The 18,519-nt window shown below is 62.3% G+C and carries 17 protein-coding genes, 1 tRNA gene and 1 pseudogene; all 19 read left to right on the forward strand.

Translation table 11 applies throughout. The features are described 5' to 3' along the window. The first annotated feature begins 146 nt into the window (after window positions 1-146). A complete protein-coding gene (locus H2510_RS21025; protein WP_315901460.1) occupies window positions 147-1,034 on the forward strand; it encodes a hypothetical protein in 888 nt (295 codons plus the stop codon). Next, complete coding sequence (locus tag H2510_RS21030) at window positions 1,031-2,035, forward strand: HAD-IIA family hydrolase (RefSeq protein ID WP_315901461.1); 1,005 nt, start codon at window positions 1,031-1,033, stop codon at window positions 2,033-2,035. The genes H2510_RS21025 and H2510_RS21030 overlap by 4 nt, the downstream gene beginning before the upstream one ends. A 66-nt stretch (window positions 2,036-2,101) precedes the next feature. After that, window positions 2,102-2,323 (forward strand): hypothetical protein, encoded by a 222-nt coding sequence (locus H2510_RS20400; RefSeq protein WP_186630105.1) that lies wholly within the window; start codon window positions 2,102-2,104, stop codon window positions 2,321-2,323. Window position 2,324: 1 nt separating this feature from the next. Beyond that, the gene (locus tag H2510_RS20405; protein ID WP_186630106.1) at window positions 2,325-3,155 is read left to right on the forward strand and encodes a TlyA family RNA methyltransferase; all 831 of its coding nucleotides are present in this window, start codon (window positions 2,325-2,327) and stop codon (window positions 3,153-3,155) included. A 79-nt stretch (window positions 3,156-3,234) separates the two neighbouring features. Then, window positions 3,235-4,179 (forward strand): NAD kinase, encoded by a 945-nt coding sequence (locus H2510_RS20410; RefSeq protein WP_186630116.1) that lies wholly within the window; start codon window positions 3,235-3,237, stop codon window positions 4,177-4,179. Window positions 4,180-4,182: 3 nt separating this feature from the next. Beyond that, window positions 4,183-5,949 carry a DNA repair protein RecN gene (gene recN, locus H2510_RS20415; RefSeq protein WP_186630107.1) on the forward strand — a complete coding sequence of 589 codons (1,767 nt, stop codon included), beginning with the start codon at window positions 4,183-4,185 and terminating at the stop codon, window positions 5,947-5,949. Between the two features lie 208 nt (window positions 5,950-6,157). Further along, a complete protein-coding gene (gene steA, locus H2510_RS20420; protein ID WP_186630108.1) occupies window positions 6,158-7,342 on the forward strand; it encodes a putative cytokinetic ring protein SteA in 1,185 nt (394 codons plus the stop codon). Beyond that, window positions 7,339-8,286 carry a copper transporter gene (locus tag H2510_RS20425; protein ID WP_186630109.1) on the forward strand — a complete coding sequence of 316 codons (948 nt, stop codon included), beginning with the start codon at window positions 7,339-7,341 and terminating at the stop codon, window positions 8,284-8,286. The genes steA and H2510_RS20425 overlap by 4 nt, the downstream gene beginning before the upstream one ends. 155 nt (window positions 8,287-8,441) lie before the next feature. Then, window positions 8,442-10,181, forward strand: a complete 1,740-nt coding sequence (locus tag H2510_RS20430) for a CTP synthase (protein ID WP_186630110.1) — start codon at window positions 8,442-8,444, stop codon at window positions 10,179-10,181. Then, entirely contained in the window at window positions 10,178-10,816 is a 639-nt protein-coding gene (locus H2510_RS20435; protein ID WP_186630111.1) for an NUDIX hydrolase, read from the forward strand. The genes H2510_RS20430 and H2510_RS20435 overlap by 4 nt, the downstream gene beginning before the upstream one ends. A 5-nt stretch (window positions 10,817-10,821) precedes the next feature. After that, window positions 10,822-11,736 (forward strand): site-specific tyrosine recombinase XerD, encoded by a 915-nt coding sequence (gene xerD, locus H2510_RS20440; protein ID WP_088943540.1) that lies wholly within the window; start codon window positions 10,822-10,824, stop codon window positions 11,734-11,736. Window positions 11,737-11,836: 100 nt separating this feature from the next. Continuing rightward, complete coding sequence (locus H2510_RS20445; protein WP_261393103.1) at window positions 11,837-12,925, forward strand: ParA family protein; 1,089 nt, start codon at window positions 11,837-11,839, stop codon at window positions 12,923-12,925. After that, window positions 12,925-13,767, forward strand: coding sequence for a segregation and condensation protein A (locus H2510_RS20450; protein WP_397517399.1), 843 nt, complete (start codon window positions 12,925-12,927; stop codon window positions 13,765-13,767). The genes H2510_RS20445 and H2510_RS20450 overlap by 1 nt, the downstream gene beginning before the upstream one ends. Beyond that, on the forward strand, window positions 13,760-14,452 hold the full coding sequence (scpB, locus tag H2510_RS20455; RefSeq protein WP_186630113.1) for an SMC-Scp complex subunit ScpB: 693 nt from the start codon (window positions 13,760-13,762) through the stop codon (window positions 14,450-14,452). Before H2510_RS20450 ends, scpB begins: the two co-directional genes overlap by 8 nt. Before the next feature lie 13 nt (window positions 14,453-14,465). Next, complete coding sequence (locus H2510_RS20460) at window positions 14,466-15,728, forward strand: pseudouridine synthase (RefSeq protein WP_186630114.1); 1,263 nt, start codon at window positions 14,466-14,468, stop codon at window positions 15,726-15,728. Further along, window positions 15,728-16,411, forward strand: coding sequence for a (d)CMP kinase (gene cmk / locus H2510_RS20465; RefSeq protein WP_186630115.1), 684 nt, complete (start codon window positions 15,728-15,730; stop codon window positions 16,409-16,411). The genes H2510_RS20460 and cmk overlap by 1 nt, the downstream gene beginning before the upstream one ends. Then, a complete protein-coding gene (der, locus tag H2510_RS20470; protein ID WP_088943524.1) occupies window positions 16,408-17,850 on the forward strand; it encodes a ribosome biogenesis GTPase Der in 1,443 nt (480 codons plus the stop codon). Before cmk ends, der begins: the two co-directional genes overlap by 4 nt. Before the next feature lie 85 nt (window positions 17,851-17,935). Then, window positions 17,936-18,009: transfer RNA gene (locus H2510_RS20475), tRNA-Pro, on the forward strand. Between the two features lie 393 nt (window positions 18,010-18,402). Further along, window positions 18,403-18,519: pseudogene (locus tag H2510_RS21035) on the forward strand (integrase); the annotation flags it as partial.

The following is an 18,519-nucleotide window of genomic DNA, read 5'->3' on the forward strand; positions in this document are numbered from 1 at the left end:
ACTGCACTCGACAGGGTGTGGGAGAGTAGGACACCGCCGAACACAGTTTATGATCAAGGGGACCCACCCACGGTGGGTCCCCTTTTTCTGTTTTCACAACTACATCTGATTTCATGATGCAACGCGTACGACCGAGAGGAACCGCTGTGCCGGAAGACAGCAACGACCGCCGCTCGCAAGGACAGCCCCGCAATGGCGGATCCCAAGGCGCCGGACGATCCGATAACAGCGGACGGCCGGCGAGCGGCCGCAACGACAATCGTCGTAACGATGGCCCCCCGCGTCGTCGAGGTGGCGAGGGCGGATTCACCGCTGACCGCCGTTCCGGTGGCGGCTCCAATGACCGTCGTCCGCCTCGACCCGAAGAGCCGGACCTACCTGACGAGGTCGAGGCCGGGCAGCTGGAGCCGGCAGTTCGTCGAGATCTCCTCAGCTTGGACAAGAGCAACGCAACTGCTGTCGCGCGGCACCTCGTTATGGCAAGTCGCCTCGTAGACGACGATCCTCAACTTGCACTTTTACACGCTCGCGCGGCTCGACAGCGTGCCGGCCGTGTAGCGGTAGTGCGCGAAACAGCAGGTCTGACCGCGTATCACGCCGGCGAATGGGCCGAGGCCCTTTCGGAGCTGCGCGCTGCTCGAAGAATGGCCGGCGGGCCAGGCCATGTGGCCGTCATGGCCGACTGTGAACGTGGCCTCGGACGGCCCGAACGCGCTATCGAACTCGGTCGCAGTGATGAGGCACGTCAATTGACGGGTGACGAAGCGTCGGAGCTTCGTATCGTCGTGGCCGGTGCGCGGATGGATTTGAGTCAGTTCGACCAGGCTGTCGTCACGCTGCAGACTCCGGACCTCGATGCTTCTCGGTCGGGAACTGCAGCAGCTCGCCTGTTCTACGTCTACGCCGACGCGCTTGTCGCTGCAGGTCGTGTCGCCGAAGGTGTCACGTGGTTCCTGAATTCGGCGGCCGCCGACGTAGAGGGCGACACCGATGCAGAAGAGCGGGTGGCTGAGTTGTCCGGCGATGGGCAGTGACGACCCTTCGACAAGATCACGACGTTCTTCTGCTCGATCTCGATGGCACCGTTTACCAAGGCCAGCACCCCATAGTGGGAGCTGTCGAGGCCCTCGGTCGAGGGACGGAGAAGCAGTTCTTCGTCACCAACAACGCGAGCCGCTCACCATCCGACGTCGCTGTTCATCTCCGTGAATTGGGCTTCGAGACCTCTGAGGATTTCGTGGTGACCAGTGCGCAGGTGGCGGCCAGAATGTTGGCCGACCGAGTCGAGCCCGGTTCCTCGGTCGTCGTCGTCGGGACGGCTGCTCTCGAAGCAGAGATCACACAGGTCGGTCTGGCACCGGTTCGAACCGCTGATGGTTCGGTACGTGCTGTAGTCCAAGGGCACAGCGTGGCAACCGATTGGTCCAGACTGGCCGAAGCGACCTTCGCTATACGCGCGGGCGCACTGTGGGTGGCTACCAACGTCGACGCGACCCTGCCCACCGAGCGGGGGTTGGCCCCGGGGAACGGATCGATGGTCGCTGCAGTTCGCTGGGCGACAGGTGTCGAGCCTCTGGTCGCCGGCAAGCCCGCTGCCCCGATAATGCACGATGCGATTCGCTTGAGCTCTGCGCAGCGCCCACTGGTGGTGGGGGATCGTCTCGATACCGATATCGCCGGTGCCAATGCGGCAGATATACCGTCGTTGCTCGTTCTGACCGGGGTCAGTACTGCCCTGGACGCTGTTCGTGCGGTTCCTTCGGAGCGTCCGACACACATCGGATTCGACCTGGAAGCTCTCAACCGGCCGCCAGCCGAATCCGCGGTCGGGCCCAAGCCCGGCTGGTCGGTACACGTCGAACATGCGGTTCTGACGGTGACTCACGACGGCAGGTCAGGAGTGGATGCGCTGGATGGTCTTCTAGCGGCTGCGCACGCTGTGTGGGGATCGCCGAGTGAGGCAACGACGAACTGGGACACGATCTCGATCGTCGGTGACGGGGTGGACAGCCTTCGAGAGCGACTGGCTGCCTGATCCTTCGTTCTCGATGCGTGCAGGCGGACGGGCGGGTGTCGGGGCGATCCGATAGCGTTGACGACGATGAGCGCGTCGATTCCACTCCCAGGGCAACACCGTCAGCACGACGGTCGAGCCGATATGCCCGAAGTCGATCCGAGCGTCGTCGAGGCGAAGGTCGACGAGTTGTTGGCTCGACTTCCTTCGACGGACGCGACATTCGGCGACTTGAATACGCATGCGCAGATTCTGGACCACGCACACGAAGTTCTGGTTCAGGCACTGTCTGCAGTGGACAAGAGCTGACGTGGCGCGGCGCGCACGCGTCGACGCCGAACTCGTACGTCGAGGGTTGGCTCGCTCACGTGAACATGCAGTCGACCTCATCGAGGCCGGTCGGGTCAAGATCGCCGGCACCGTAGCCACCAAACCGGCAACGGCAATCGAGCCGGGCACGCCATTACTCGTCACCGTCGAGGACAACGAAACGAATTGGGCCTCGCGTGGTGCCCACAAGTTGTTGGGTGCGCTCGGTGTGTTCGAACAGTCAGGATTCTCCGTAGCAGGAAAACGCTGTCTGGATGCCGGCGCATCGACGGGTGGGTTCACCGATGTCCTGTTGAGTCGGGGCGCGCGTGAGGTCGTCGCGGTGGACGTCGGATATGGCCAGCTCGTGTGGCGGTTGCAGTCCGACGAACGTGTCCATGTAGTCGATCGAACCAACGTACGTTCCATCGATGCAGAGACGATCGGTGGTGCGGTGGAGGTCATCGTGGCCGACCTGTCGTTCATTTCGCTCAAGTTGGTTCTGCCGGCGTTCGTAGCCTGCGCCGGCCCGGAAACCGACCTCGCGTTGATGGTGAAGCCTCAGTTCGAAGTCGGCAAGGACCGTGTCGGATCGGGAGGGGTCGTGCGGGATCCTGCACTGCGTGCCGAGACCGTCGTCGATGTCGCCGAAGCGGCGGCTGCGCTGGGTCTGCGCCTGCAGGGAGTGACGGCAAGTCCGCTTCCGGGGCCGTCGGGCAACGTCGAGTATTTTTTGTGGTTACGATCGCAGTCTGTCGTGTACCCGAGCGATTCTGTGCGCGACGATACTGCAGCGCTGGTGGAGCGCGCAGTCGAAGAAGGGCCACAGTGACAGTTCGAAGCGATGCCAGCGGACATTGGCACGGGCCCATGACAACAGAGGGACCACGGTGACGACGCCAGATTCGACAGTGCAGCCCGCACCGGTTCGCGAGGTATTGCTGGTTGCCCACCCGGGAAGACCCGATATCGCCGAGACGGCGCTTCGAGTCGCGAAGGTGTTCGGCGAAGCTGGTATTCGATTGCGGGTACTCGTCGACGAGGTGCATTCGACGCACACTGAGGCTTCCGGCGTACGTGAAGCCGAGGTTGCACTGGTGGAGGAGTTCGAGTTACAAGTAGTCGAATTCGGCCCCGACGCGGCATTGGGTTGTGAATTGGTGCTGGTGCTCGGAGGCGACGGGACGTTTCTCCGTGCAGCCGAGCTCGCGCGTGCGGCGTCCATCCCCGTGCTCGGGATCAACCTCGGGCGTATCGGATTTCTCGCCGAGGCCGAGGCGGACCATCTCGAGGACGCGCTGGCTCGCGTCGTCAGCGGTGACTATCGAATCGAGAAGCGAATGACTCTCGATATCAACATTCGCGTCGGTGATCAGGTCGTCGAACGAGGATGGGCCTTGAATGAAGCGAGCATCGAGAACGGCTCGCGGCTCGGTGTCCTCGAGGTAGTACTCGAGGTCGACGACCGTCCGGTCTCGGCATTCGGCTGTGACGGCGTACTGATCTCCACTCCGACAGGTTCCACTGCGTACGCATTCTCGGCGGGCGGGCCAGTTGTGTGGCCGGAACTGGAAGCGATTCTTGTGGTCCCCAGCAATGCACATGCGTTGTTTGCGCGGCCGTTGGTGACCAGCCCCAATTCTTTCATTGCCGTCGAGACCGATGCCGGCGGTCATGAGGCTCTGGTGTTCTGTGACGGCAGGCGAACTCTGACGCTGCCGGCGGGTGGACGCGTAGAGGTGATCCGGGGCGCCGAGCCGATCAAATGGGTCCGACTCGATTCGGCACCTTTCGCCGATCGAATGGTGACCAAGTTTGCATTGCCCACTAAGGGATGGCGGGGGAGGGCGAGGTAAAGAATGCTCGAAGAAATTCGAATCGACAGCCTCGGTGTCATTTCTGCCGCGAGTGCACAATTCCATGAGGGACTGACCGTGCTCACCGGCGAAACGGGTGCCGGTAAGACGATGGTTGTCACCAGTTTGCATCTGTTGTCCGGAGCGCGTGCTGACGCCGGGCGGGTGCGGGTCGGTGCCGATCGGGCCGTCGTAGAAGGTCGGTTCAGTACAGAAACCGCCTCGGCACAGGTTGTCGACGAGGTCGAGAAGGTCCTCGAGTCGGCTGGTGCTCAGCGCGACGAAGACCAATCGATCATCGCGTTGCGCACTGTGAATGCAGACGGTAGATCACGTGCGCACCTGGGCGGACGGAGCGTTCCCGCCGCCGTGTTGTCCGGGTTCACCGATCCGTTGCTGACCGTGCACGGCCAGAACGATCAGCTACGGCTGTTGCGTGCCGATCGTCAACTCGAGGCTCTCGATCGTTTTGCGGGCGAGTCCGTCTCCGGTCTGCTCAAGAAGTACCGGTCTGCCCGCACCGCATGGTTGGCTGCACGGACCGAATTGATCGACCGGACCGAGCGGAGCCGAGAGCTCGCTCAGGAGGCGGATCGATTGCAGTTCGGCATCCAGGAGATCGACGGTGTGGCGCCGGAGCCACAAGAAGATCTGACCATCGCTGCCGATGTGCGCCGACTCGGCGACCTCGATTCGCTGCGCGAATCAGCTGAAGGCGCGGGCGTCGCATTGGTCGGTGCTGTCGAGGACACGGGCGGGGCGATGTCGGCTCTCCATCTACTCGGTGAGGCACGCACGCAGCTCGAGGGTTCCGACGACGCTGCGTTGACCGATCTGCTTCCCCGGTTGAACGAGGCCATGGCTGTAGTAACCGACATCGGTGCGGATCTCACTGCATATCTGTCGGACTTGCCTTCCGATCCGAGTGCTCTGGAAACGTTGCTCAATCGTCAATCCGAGCTCAAAGGGTTGACGCGGAAGTACGCTGCCGACGTCGATGGCGTCATCGCGTGGGCCAATGACGCGCGTGAGCGACTGCTACACATCGACGTCTCTGCCACTACGTTGGCAGATCTGTCCGGACGAGTGGACGAGACAGCTGCCGAGGTGGCCGCAGCCGCAACCAAACTCACTTCTGCACGGAGTAAGGCCGCCGCAAAACTTGCGAAGGCAGTCAGCGTCGAGCTTGCCGGTCTGGCGATGGGTAAGGCGAAGCTGCAACTCGATCTGCGTGCTGCAGTCGCAGGCCCGCAAGACAATGCGCCGCTGAACATCGCAGGTACGGAGCTGCATGCCGGTCAGAATGGTGTGGACGAGGTCGAGTTCAAATTGTCTGCACACGACGGCGCGCAAGCTCTACCCATCAGCAAGAGCGCATCGGGAGGTGAGCTCTCGCGCGTCATGTTGGCGTTGGAAGTCGTCCTCGCAGGATCGGACAAGGGTGCAACGATGGTTTTCGACGAGGTCGACGCGGGAGTCGGTGGCCGCGCAGCCGTCGAGGTAGGCCGACGGCTCGCCAGGTTGGCTCGCACACACCAGGTGATCGTGGTGACGCACTTGCCGCAGGTTGCAGCTTTCGCCGACACGCATCTGGTGGTGGACAAGGCCGACTCGCGTAAAGGCGCGGCCAACAGTGGAGTCAAATCACTGTCCGCTTCGGAGCGGGTTGTCGAGCTGGCCCGAATGCTGGCTGGGTTGGACGACACCGAGACCGGTCGAGCTCATGCCGAGGAATTGTTGGCAACTGCCCGCGCCGAGCGTGCGGATTAGCCGGATGCGACGAGATCGATGAGGTCTCGACTTGCCCGAATTAGCGTACTTTTTAGGGCACAGGGGTGGAATATCGGCTCGAAACCGACCTGATGGCAGTCTCTCGCCATAAGATCAGCTGGTAGGTGTGTGAATTGTGTGGACGGTGTGGTAGTTGTTTCGGCGCGCCTCCTTCATGGGGCCCATCGAAGCACCCATCATGGGACTCATGAAGATGCCGGCTCTGTTATCACGAACTCAGGACTCGCTGCCCGGAATAAGTGGTATTGCCCGGGTCGATCGCAACACGTCGAAACTGCTCAAGCGGGTGGGACCGGGGGACATCGTCGTCCTCGACGAACTCGACCTGGATCGACTTACTGCTGACGCCCTGGTTGCTGCGGGAGTCTTGGCGGTAATCAATGCGTCGCCTTCCATTTCGGGTCGCTATCCGAACCTGGGCCCGGAGGCGATCGTCGCCAACGGAATCATGTTGATCGACTCCACCGGCACCGAGGTGTTCAAAAAGATCAAGGACGGCAGCAAGATTCGCCTCAACGAGGGCGGTGTGTACACCGGCGATCGCCGTCTCGCCAAAGGCGACGAGCAGAGTGAAGCCGAGATCTCCGATCGAATGATCGAAGCAAAGACCGGATTGGTCGACCATCTCGAAGCGTTCTCCGGCAACACCATCGAGTTCATCCGAACCGAAAGCCCGTTGCTCATAGACGGCGTCGGTGTCCCGGACATCGAGCTCGACTTGCAGGACCGACACGTCGTAGTGGTAGCTGACGGACCCGGCCATGCCGAGGACCTCAAGGCGCTCAAACCGTTCATCAAAGAATATTCGCCGATCATCATCGGTGTCGGCGCAGGCGCCGACACCGCAATGAAGGCTGGCCACAAGCCGGACCTCATCGTCGGCGATCCTGACGACATCACTGCACAGACGCTCAAATGTGGTGCAGAAGTGGTGCTTCCGGCCGACTCGGACGGGCATGCGAACGGACTCGAACGAATCCAGGATCTCGGCATCGGAGCCATGACGTTTCCCGCCACTGGTGCGCCTGCCGATTTGGCGTTGTTGCTGGCCGACCATCACGGCGCGTCGCTGATCGTAACCGTCGGAAGCCCTGCCAGCCTCGACGAGTTCTTCGATCGTGGCCGGCGAAACACCAACCCGGCGGCTTTCATGACGCGGTTGAAGGTCGGTGCCAAGCTCGTCGATTCGAAGGCTGTTGCGACGCTGTACCGCAGTCGCGTATCGGGCGGGGCTGTTGCATTGCTGATTCTCGCCGCACTGGTTGCTGTCATCGTCGCTTTGGTCGTGTCGAACATGGGCAGTGAAGTCCTGGACTGGACAGTCGATTTGTGGAACCGCTTCGCAACGTGGGTTCAGGGGTTGCTGGAGTGATTTCTATGCGCCAACATGCCATTTCGATCGCAGCGATATTCATCGCGTTGGCTATCGGGGTGGTGCTCGGGTCCGGATTGTTGTCCAGTGGTCTCGTGTCGGGACTCCGGGACGACAAGACCGACCTCGAGACCGAAGTGAATTCGCTGCAAAGCACCAACAATCAGCTCGGCGAGCAGCTCAACTCCGCTGATGGATTCGATGCGGCGGTATCGGGCCGCGTCGTGCGCGACGCGTTGGCGAGTCGCAGCGTGGTGGTGATCACCACGCCGGATGCAAATCCGGGCGACGTCGACGGGGTTACTCGTTCGATAGAGGCTTCGGGAGCGGCTGTGACGGGTCGGGTGTCGTTGACGGATTCGTTCGTCACGGCAGCGAGTGGTGACGATCTTCGTACTCGACTGACCAATGTCGTGCCTGCCGGTACTCAATTGCGCACCGGATCTGTCGACCAGGGGAGCATGGCGGGCGACCTGCTGGGCTCGGTACTGCTGCTCGATGCGGAGACAGCCGAGCCTCAGTCCACCCCGGAGGAACTTGCACTCGCACTCGAAACGCTGCGCAGCGGAGGTTTCATTGCATACGACAACGGTGCAGTGGCCCCCGCCCAGCTGGCGGTCGTCGTGACCGGAGCAGGAGATGCGGGTGCCGAGGACGGGAACCGCGGTGCGATCGTCGCGCGCTTTACCGGCGGGCTCGACGCCAGGGGCGCCGGTGCAGTACTGGCCGGCCGTTCCGGAGCAGCAGAGGGCAATGGGCCGGTAGCTGTGGTGCGCGCGGACTCGGCGTTGTCCGCAGCGGTGAGCACGGTGGACAACGTGGACAGAGAAGCCGGCCGAATCACCACGGCGTTGGCATTGCAGGAACAGCTGGATGGAGCCGCGGGTCGATACGGGACCGGCCCGAACTCGACGGCCGTCACCGTCGGCGCACCGGCTCGATGAAATTTCGGTACTGAGAATATGCGCGTCGTTCGCTCTCTGGGCAACATTGGTGTTACCGTGAAGTCCCGTGGGTAGCAGGCCCATGTTCTACGCATTTCCTCTCTTGCCAGCTCACTGGTGGGAGCACGCCCTGCAGATACGTCACGGGAGCATCATTGTCACGCCTTCAGTCGCGTTCTGACACCAAGCACATCTTCGTCAGCGGAGGCGTCGCATCGTCTCTTGGCAAGGGCCTCACGGCTTCGAGCCTGGGCCAGCTACTGACAGCTCGTGGCCTCCGTGTCACGATGCAGAAGCTCGATCCTTATCTGAACGTGGATCCGGGCACCATGAATCCGTTCCAGCACGGCGAGGTCTTCGTCACCGAGGACGGCGCCGAAACAGATCTGGACGTAGGACACTACGAGCGGTTCCTCGACCGCGACCTGTCCGGGTTCGCAAACGTCACGACCGGTCAGGTCTACTCGACGGTTATCGCCAAGGAGCGTCGCGGCGAATACTTGGGCGACACCGTCCAGGTCATTCCGCATATCACCGACGAAATCAAGCGTCGAATCCTTGCCATGAACGGTCCGGATCTCCAGGGGCATCAGCCTGACGTGGTGATCACCGAAATCGGCGGCACCGTCGGCGACATCGAATCGCAGCCGTTCCTCGAAGCGGCACGTCAGGTCCGTCATGACGTCGGTCGTGAGAACGTCTTCTTCTTGCATGTCTCCCTGGTGCCGTTCCTCGCGCCTTCCGGTGAGCTCAAGACCAAGCCGACTCAGCATTCGGTCGCAGCCCTGCGCAGCATCGGCATCCAGCCCGATGCACTCATTCTGCGGTGCGATCGCGACGTTCCGCCCGGCCTGAAGAACAAGATCGCACTGATGTGTGACGTAGATGTCGAAGCCTGCATTTCCACTCCTGACGCACCGTCGATCTACGACATACCCAAGGTTCTGCACAAGGAGGGCCTGGACGCGTACGTCGTGCGCAAGCTCGGGTTGCCGTTCCGCGACGTCGACTGGACGGTGTGGGGCGGACTTCTCGAACGTGTCCACGAGCCACGCGAGACCGTGCGTGTTGCCCTTGTCGGCAAGTACGTGGATCTCCCCGACGCGTACCTCTCGGTCACCGAGGCGTTGCGTGCGGGCGGTTTCGCACATCGTGCGAAGGTCGAGATCAAGTGGGTTCCGTCCGACGAGTGCGAGAGCCCCGCAGGCGCGCAAGCTGCGCTCGGTGATGTCGACGCAGTGCTGATTCCGGGTGGATTCGGTATTCGTGGCATCGAAGGCAAACTGGGCGCTGTCCGCTTTGCCCGTACCCGCAAGGTGCCTTTGCTCGGACTGTGCCTCGGCTTGCAGTGCATGGTCATCGAAGCAGCACGCTCGGTCGGACTGACCGACGCCAACTCGGCAGAGTTCGAGCCGGACATCGAGTTCCCTGTCATCTCGACGATGGCCGATCAAGAAGATGCTGTCGCAGGCGAGGCAGACCTCGGTGGAACTATGCGACTGGGCGCGTACCCGGCGACCTTGTTGAAGGGTTCGGTCGTGGCAGGCGCCTACGGGTCGACCGAAGTTTCCGAGCGTCACCGTCACCGCTACGAGGTCAACAACACCTACCGTGACCGAATTTCGAAGAGTGGTCTGGTGTTCAGCGGAACTTCCCCTGACGGGCACCTCGTCGAGTTCGTGGAACTTCCGACGTCGATGCATCCGTTCTTCGTCGGCACGCAGGCTCACCCGGAATACAAGAGCCGGCCGACGCGTCCGCACCCGCTTTTTGCAGCACTGGTCAACGCGGCGTTGAAGTACAAGGCAGCCGAGCGGCTTCCGGTCGATATTCACGGTGATGACGCCGAGTTCGAGGTGTCGGTGCCGGAAGTGACCGCTGAAAGCAACGGATGAGCGAGCAGGACAGCCGGTTCGAGTTTCGGACTCTCGGTTCGACAACCGTCTACGAGGGCGCGATTCTCGCTTTGCGATTGGATCAGGTCACGATGCCGGACGGCCGAGAGGCCGAGCGTGAAGTAGTCGAGCACCACGGCGCAGTAGCCGTCGTGGCGCTCGACGACCAGGGTCGGATCGCGATGATCGAGCAGTACCGACATCCGATCGGGCGACGTCTGTGGGAGTTGCCCGCCGGTCTTCTCGACGAGACCGATGAGCCGCCCGTCGACGCGGCGAAGCGCGAACTCGCCGAGGAGACAGGACTTTCCGCCGCCCGCTGGTCGGTACTCGTCGATGTTTTGGCGTCACCGGGCTTCACCGATGAGTGTGTTCGAGTGTTTCTGGCCGAGGATCTGACCGAAGTCGAGCGGCCCGATGCACACGACGAAGAGGCCGACATCGTGTTGTCCTACGTGCCGGTCGACGACGCGGTTCGCCGGGCTCTGTCCGGTGAGTTCGTGAATGCAAGTGCGGTGGCGGGCATTCTGGCGCTGGCCGCCTCGAGGGTAGCGTCGACAAGCCTGCGCCCCGCCGATGCTCCGTGGCCGGATCTGCCGACTACTTTCGAGCGTCGGAAGAATTCGCACGAGTAGTCGCCGTGCTGAGTGAACAGATTTCGACCTATCTCGATCACCTCGAGGTCGAGCGTGGGTCGGCGAAGAACACTCTGTCCTCGTATCGCCGAGACCTTCGGCGATATGAGGTGTTTCTCACTGCCCACGGCATCGACGATTTGGCCAAGGTATCCGAATCGGACGTGACCGAATTCGTCTTGTATCTGCGGCGAGGTGGGGACGAGTTCCTACCGTTGGCTGCAAGTTCGGCAGCACGGACGCTCATTGCGGTTCGTGGGTTCCACAAATTCGCGGCCGCGGAGGGATTCACAATTTCCGACGTCGCCAGTGCCGTCAAGCCGCCGACCCCGAGTCGTCGGCTGCCGAAGTCGCTTCCACTCGACCAGGTGATCGCGATTCTCGAATCGGCCACCGCCGAGGGCGCGGATGCCCCTCGTGGTTTGCGTGACAAGGCGATCCTCGAACTGTTGTATTCGACCGGTGCCCGTATTTCCGAAGCAGTCGGGCTCGATGTCGACGATGTCGATACCGACACGCGATCGGTAATGCTTCACGGCAAAGGTGACAAGCAGCGGTTGGTGCCGGTAGGCCGACCCGCTATCGAGGCTGTGGACGCGTATCTGGTTCGAGGGCGGCCCGCTTTGGCGACGAAGTCGACTCCTGCGTTGTTCCTCAACGCTCGTGGTGGTCGGTTGTCGCGGCAGAGTGCCTGGCAGGTGCTTCATACGGCAGCCGAGCGTGCAGGCATCGCCACGCCGGTCTCTCCGCACACCCTGAGACACTCCTTTGCGACGCATCTGCTCGACGGCGGGGCAGATGTCCGTGTGGTGCAGGAGCTTCTCGGGCATGCCTCGGTCACTACAACCCAGATCTACACGCTCGTGACGGTGAATACGCTGCGGGAGGTGTGGGCAGGAGCTCATCCTCGTGCGAGGTGAAGACATGTTTGTGCGTGTCCGGCGATACTGCCGCAGGGCCACGCGGTACGTTCTTGGGAGCGTATTTCATCTTTTGTGCCCGCGGGCACGAGGCGAATGCATGATCAACGAACGGACAGGGGAGCGCTGGAACGTGTCGACACCGCAGCCGCCAGCGGCGGAGTCAGGTTTTGGACGGACCTGTGGCGAGCAGGCTCCGGTCGCTTCGCCGTCGACAGCTTCTTCGAACAGGTCCTACGAGGCAACGCCCGACGGGCTCACCCCGCTCCATTCATCAAGCGAAGGAGCTCTCTTTCATACCCGGCAGCCCGAGTCCGCTCGTGAGAGCAAGGACGTCATCCCTCCTGTCGACACTCTCGGCCCCACCGGTCGCAAGACCAGACCGGTTCCCGAACCGCAGCCACTGAGCAGTCACGGACCGGCGAAGATCATCGCGATGTGCAACCAGAAGGGTGGCGTCGGAAAGACGACGTCGACCATCAATCTGGGTGCCTCGCTGGCTGCTTACGGTCGTCGAGTGCTTCTGGTCGATCTGGATCCGCAGGGTGCGCTGTCTGCAGGGTTGGGCGTCGCACACCACGAGCTCGACCTCACGGTCTACAACCTCCTCGTCGAACCGAAAGTGTCCGCCGACGACGTCCTGATGCGGACGCGCGTCGAGAATCTCGATTTGCTGCCGAGCAACATCGATCTGTCGGCGGCCGAGATTCAGTTGGTCACCGAGGTCGGTCGCGAACAGACTCTCGGTCGGGTACTCCACCCGATTCTCGATCGATACGACTACGTGTTGATCGACTGCCAGCCCTCCCTCGGATTGCTCACCGTCAACGCACTGACGTGTGCCGACGAGGTTCTGATTCCGATGGAATGCGAGTACTTCAGCCTGCGCGGATTGGCGCTGCTCAACGACACCGTCGAAAAGGTTCGTGATCGGCTCAATCCACGGCTCAAGCTCGCCGGCATCGTGGTCACCATGTTCGACGCCCGCACACTGCACTCGCGTGAGGTGATGACGCGGGTGGTCGAGGTGTTCGGCGACGTCGTGTACGACACAGTGATCACCAGGACAGTGCGTTTCCCCGAGACGTCCGTCGCAGGCGAGCCGATCACCACATGGGCACCGAAATCGGCAGGGGCCCAAGCCTATCGGGCTCTGGCCCGAGAGGTGATATACCGGTCCGGTCCCTGATCGTGTCCACCGCCACCCCCGGCGATGCTCCGATCGAGGTCCCAGGTGGGGAGGATCCGTCGCGATTTCGTGTTCGGTTGCTCAACTTCGAAGGACCGTTCGATCTGCTGTTGACTCTGATCAGTCAGCATCGCCTCGATGTCACCGAAGTCGCGTTGCACACCGTCACAGACGATTTCATCGCGTTCACCAAGTCGCTCGGCAAAGCTATGGACCTCGATCAGACGACGGAATTTCTCGTCGTCGCAGCCACATTGCTCGATCTCAAGGCGGCACGGCTGCTGCCATCCGGTGATGTCGAGGATGCCGAGGACCTCGCTTTGCTCGAAGTACGTGATCTGCTGTTCGCCCGGCTGCTGCAATATCGCGCGTACAAGCAGGTGGCGATGCTGTTCGCGGAGCTCGAAGCCGCCGCACTGCGTCGATATCCACGGTCGGTGTCCGTCGAGGACCGTTTCGCGGACCTGATTCCGGAAGTTTTGCTCGGCGTCGATCCGGCTCGTTTCGCCGATATCGCGGCGACGGCGTTCCGGCCGAAGCCGATTCCGCAGGTAGGTCTCGATCACATTCATCAGCACGCGGTGTCGGTGCCGGAGCAGGCCGCGTGGGTGATGAATCTGCTTCAGGGGAAGGGCTCGGGGCAGTGGGCGACGTTCGGTGAGATCATCGAGGGCTGCGAATACCCTGTCGAGATCATTGCGCGTTTCCTTGCGTTGCTCGAGTTGTTCCGTGAGCAGGTCATCGTGTTCGAGCAGCCCGAGCCGTTGGGGGAGTTGTCGGTGAGCTGGACCGGTACGGAGAAGGTGGACGGAGTGCTGGTGTCAGCGGTGGACTATGGATGAGAAAGAGCTTTCGGAGAGTGAAGAGTCGACCGGCCTCGAGTCCGGCGAAGAGCTGGACGACGCGACGCTCGAGGCTGCGCTCGAAGCCGTCCTGTTGGTAGTCGACTCGCCCGCATCGAACGAGCAGTTGGCGTCGGCGGTCGGATGCGACGCACGTCGGGTGAAGCGGACGGTGAAGCGGATGGCCGAGAACCTGACCGAACGAGGCAGTGGAATCGATCTCCGATATGCGGGCGACGGATGGCGTTTCTACACCCGCACGGCCTACGCGCCGTACGTCGAACGGCTACTCCTCGACGGCGCTCGGTCGAAACTCACACGCGCGGCATTGGAGACTCTGGCCGTTATCGCATATCGTCAACCGTTGACGCGCTCGCGAGTCAGTGCCGTGCGAGGAGTCAACGTAGACGGAGTGATGCGCACGTTGCTCGCTCGCGGTTTGATTTCGGAAGCTGGAGTGGATCCGGAAACGAACGGCACCATGTATTCGACAACCGAGTTGTTCCTCGAACGGCTCGGGTTGGCGTCGCTGACGGACCTCCCGCCGCTGGCACCGTTGCTGCCAGGTGTGGATCTGATCGACGAGATCAGCGACAGCATGGACACCGAACCGAGAGTTTTACGCTCCACCAAGAACCGCGGATCGAAACCCGATCCGGTATCCGAGCTCGACTCGGACGACTGATAGGTAACAAGAAGTGAACAAGCCCGCTCGCCGTGATGGCACACCGGACAGAAGTAAAAGACAAGATCCCCGTCGGAAGCCGGCCGCAGGTAGGTCGGAAAGCCCTCGGGATGGTCGTCGCACCGGCGATGCGCCCCGCGGTGCGGGACGCCGAGACGAGGCTCCGCGCGGCACCTCAGGACGCCGAGAGGATTCCCCTCGTGGAGCTTCAGGACGCCGAGACGAGGGTCCGCGCGGCGCTTCAGGCGGACGTCGAGAGGATTCTCCTCGCGGTTCAGGGCGACCCACCGGGCCACGTAAGCCTGCTGAGCAGCGCAAACCGTATGTGAACAAGCCTTTCGTGGATCCCGCGTTCGAGGACAAGCCTGTCGAGACAGGGATCAACGATCGCAGTAACGATGCGGTTCCACGTAAGAAGCCCTCGCGCCCCAAGCCGCCGAAGCCGCAGAAGAAGCAGACTCCGACGACGACGATCAGCAACGCGAAGCCCGCGAAGCATCAGTACATCGAACCCGACACCAAGCGGCGCCATGTGCCCCGCGGTGAAGGTGTTCGTCTGCAGAAGGTTCTGGCTCAGGCCGGGGTTGCTTCGCGCCGCGCTGCCGAAGAACTGATCGCCGACGGCCGTGTCGAGGTCGACGGACGCATCGTCACCGAGCAAGGAATTCGTATCGATCCGGACGTCGCTGTTGTCCGCGTCGACGGCACCCGAGTCGTCGTCAAGGAAGAGCTCGTCCACCTCGCGATGAACAAGCCGCGTGGATGGCAGTGCACGATGTCCGATGATCTGGGACGTCCGTGCGTCGGCGATATCGTTTCCGAACGTGTTCAGGCGGGGCAGCGTCTGTTCCACGTCGGACGCCTCGATGCCGACACCGAGGGCCTTCTTCTCTTCACCAACGACGGTGATCTTGCTCACCGCCTGATGCACCCGTCGTACGAGGTGTCGAAGACCTACCTCGCCACTTTGTTCGGCACTATCCCGCGCGATGTGGGCAAGCAGCTGCGTTCGGGTGTCGTTCTCGACGACGGCCCTGTCAAGGTCGACGGCTACTCGCTCCTCGACGTCAACGAAGGCAAGTCGCTCGTACGTGTCACCCTGCACGAGGGTCGCAAGCACATCGTGCGGCGCATGTTCGAGAAGGTCGGCTACCCCGTCGGGCGTCTCGTACGAACCGACGTCGGCAACATCTCTCTCGGTGACCAGCGACCGGGAACGCTGCGGGTCCTCGGTCGTGGAGAGATCGGCAAACTCTACGAGTCGGTCGGGCTGTGATGGACAGTCTCGTCATTGCGATGGACGGGCCGTCGGGAACCGGGAAGTCGACGGTCTCACGAAAGTTGGCGACTGCGCTCGACGCTCGCTACCTCGACACCGGTGCGATGTACCGCGTGGCGACGGTGTGGGTGTTGCGGGCCGGTATCGATCCGTCCGATGCAGACAAGGTCGCGGAAGTCGTCGAGACCCTGCCGTTGGACATCGGAACCGATCCGGCCGTCGAAGCAGTGACGTTGGCCGGCGAGGATGTCACCTCCGAGATTCGCGGAGCTGCTGTGACCCAAGCGGTTTCGGCTGTGTCCGCAGTTCCACGTGTACGGGAAGTTCTCGTACGGATGCAACGTGAAATCTCTTCGGCCCAACCGCGAATCGTCGTGGAGGGCAGGGACATCGGGACAGTCGTACTGACCGACGCACACGTCAAGGTCTTTCTGACTGCCTCGCCCGAGGCTCGCGCCGATCGTCGAAACAAACAGAACACCACCGAAGGACGGGGCGACGACTATCAAGCAGTCCTCGCCGACGTCCAACGCCGTGATCATGCTGATTCCACCCGCGCCGTATCTCCTTTGCGGCCCGCCGAAGACTCCGTGATCGTGGATACGAGCGAACTGGACATGGACGGCGTTGTCGCCGCATTGCTCCAGGTCGTCAGCGAGAGAACTGGAGCAATGCAGTGACCGAAGAATTCTACGGCTCCGAAACAGCCGGCGACGGCGTCTGGAGCGACGAGGGCGAATGGGAAATGGTCGACCTCAGCGAAGGCGAGGACGGCGAAGTACAAGTCGCCGTTCCTACCCTCGCGGTGGTCGGACGTCCCAACGTGGGCAAATCCACTCTCGTCAACCGCATCATCGGCCGTCGTGAAGCAGTGGTCGAGGACGTGCCAGGGGTGACGCGTGACCGCGTCTCCTACGAGGCGAACTGGGCCGGACGGCGTTTCCTGGTGCAGGACACGGGCGGTTGGGAACCCGATGCCAAGGGCCTACAGCAATCCGTTGCCCGCCAAGCAGAACTGGCGATGAAGACCGCTGACGCGATCCTCCTGGTTGTCGATGCGCGTGTCGGATCCACCACCACCGACGAGGCTGTCGCCCGGGTGCTTCGGCGCTCGAAGACACCGGTCCTGTTGATAGCCAACAAGGTCGACGACGGCCGCACCGAGTCCGAGGTCGCTGCACTGTGGTCGCTGGGCCTCGGTGAGCCGCTGGCGGTTTCGGCTACTCACGGCCGCGGTACCGGAGACATGCTCGATCGCGTTCTCGACGCGTTGCCGGAGACTCCCCGCGAGGGAATCCCCGGTGGGGGACCGCGTCGCGTCGCGCTCGTCGGTAAGCCGAACGTAGGCAAGTCCTCACTCATCAACAAGCTGTCCGGTGACGAGCGTTCCGTAGTCCACGAGGTGGCCGGAACTACCGTCGACCCGGTCGACTCGTTGGTCGAATTGGGCGGCAAGACTTGGCGATTCGTCGACACTGCAGGTCTGCGTAAGCGAGTCAGTCACGCCAGTGGTGCCGAGTTCTACGCGTCGTTGCGGACCAAGTCGGCCATCGAGGCCGCCGAGGTCGCAATTCTGCTCATCGATGCCTCCGAAGTGATCTCCGAGCAGGACCTCCGTGTCCTCAGCATGGTCGCCGATGCCGGTCGTGCGCTCGTGTTGGCGTTCAACAAGTGGGACCTCGTCGACGACGACCGTCGGCAGATGCTCGAGAAGGAGATCGATCGCGATCTCGCTCGAGTGCCGTGGGCACAGCGCGTCAACATTTCGGCTCAGACGGGCCGCGCAGTCCAGAAGCTCGTTCCGGCGCTCGAGACTGCACTGGAGTCCTGGGACAAGCGGGTGCCGACCGGACGCCTCAACACTTGGCTCAAGGAAGTTGTGGCAGCCACCCCGCCGCCGATGCGTGGTGGCCGCATGCCGCGCATCATGTTCGCAACCCAAGCGACGACGCGTCCACCGACGTTCGTGCTGTTCACCACCGGCTTCCTAGAGGCCGGATACCGACGCTTCATCGAACGTCGCCTCCGTGAAGAATTCAACTTCGACGGCAGCCCAGTCCGCGTCTCGGTCCGTATCCGCGAAAAGCGTGAACGGCCAGGCAAGGGTCACAAGCGCTGATCCCACCGGGCCCCGCCCCTGAGCAGGCGATTTCCGCTCAGAGGCGGGGCTGAGGTACTCTCATCAAGCGCCTTACGGGGCGCGGCGGGCTGTGGCGCAGCTTGGTAGCGCACTTGACTGGGGGTCAAGGGGTCGCAGGTTCAATTCCTGTCAGCCCGACAGTTTATATGCAGTTCAAAGGCGGTTCCGGAGAAATCCGGAGCCGCCTTTTTTTGGCCGAAAACGGGCTCATTGTCACGAGTAGTCACAACTCCTTCGTAACTACGTTCCTGGATCCATGTGGACATCCGGTCACTTCGAGCTCCGAGACCACCTCACGTGCGCAGATTTCAAGAGAGTGGCGATTTGCTGGAAATTAACTGCCCAGACGAGCTAGACCGAGTTTCATCATTCGGTCGTGGGGCTTGACAGGCCTCACATTCCACCTGTCAACAGTGGATCTCAGCCCGTCCGCCTTTGGGGTCAAGGATTGTCGGAGTCTAGGACGTTTGGGTTGGATGGCTACGACAGGCGCTGTCAGAATCTGGAACCGAGGTCATAAGGGGAGCATTTGTCGCCCAGCTGGGCGGGCATTCGCTGCGGGCGAGGCTCGTCACCCAAGCCTTCCGGAACGGAGCCGACGCGCATGCGATCATGCGCCAGACCGGGCACACCAGCCCCCGGCATGGT

Origin of the sequence: Rhodococcus sp. BP22, assembly GCF_014281965.1 — a bacterium.
GTDB lineage: Bacteria > Actinomycetota > Actinomycetes > Mycobacteriales > Mycobacteriaceae > Rhodococcoides.

Coding starts and splice junctions, on each gene's coding strand:
- H2510_RS20435 (WP_186630111.1), top strand. CDS start 10,178: ATGAGCGAGCAGGACAGCCGGTTCGAGTTTCGGACTCTCGGTTCGACA.
- H2510_RS20445 (WP_261393103.1), top strand. CDS start 11,837: ATGATCAACGAACGGACAGGGGAGCGCTGGAACGTGTCGACACCGCAG.
- cmk (WP_186630115.1), top strand. CDS start 15,728: ATGGACAGTCTCGTCATTGCGATGGACGGGCCGTCGGGAACCGGGAAG.
- recN (WP_186630107.1), top strand. CDS start 4,183: ATGCTCGAAGAAATTCGAATCGACAGCCTCGGTGTCATTTCTGCCGCG.
- steA (WP_186630108.1), top strand. CDS start 6,158: ATGAAGATGCCGGCTCTGTTATCACGAACTCAGGACTCGCTGCCCGGA.
- H2510_RS20400 (WP_186630105.1), top strand. CDS start 2,102: ATGAGCGCGTCGATTCCACTCCCAGGGCAACACCGTCAGCACGACGGT.
- scpB (WP_186630113.1), top strand. CDS start 13,760: ATGGATGAGAAAGAGCTTTCGGAGAGTGAAGAGTCGACCGGCCTCGAG.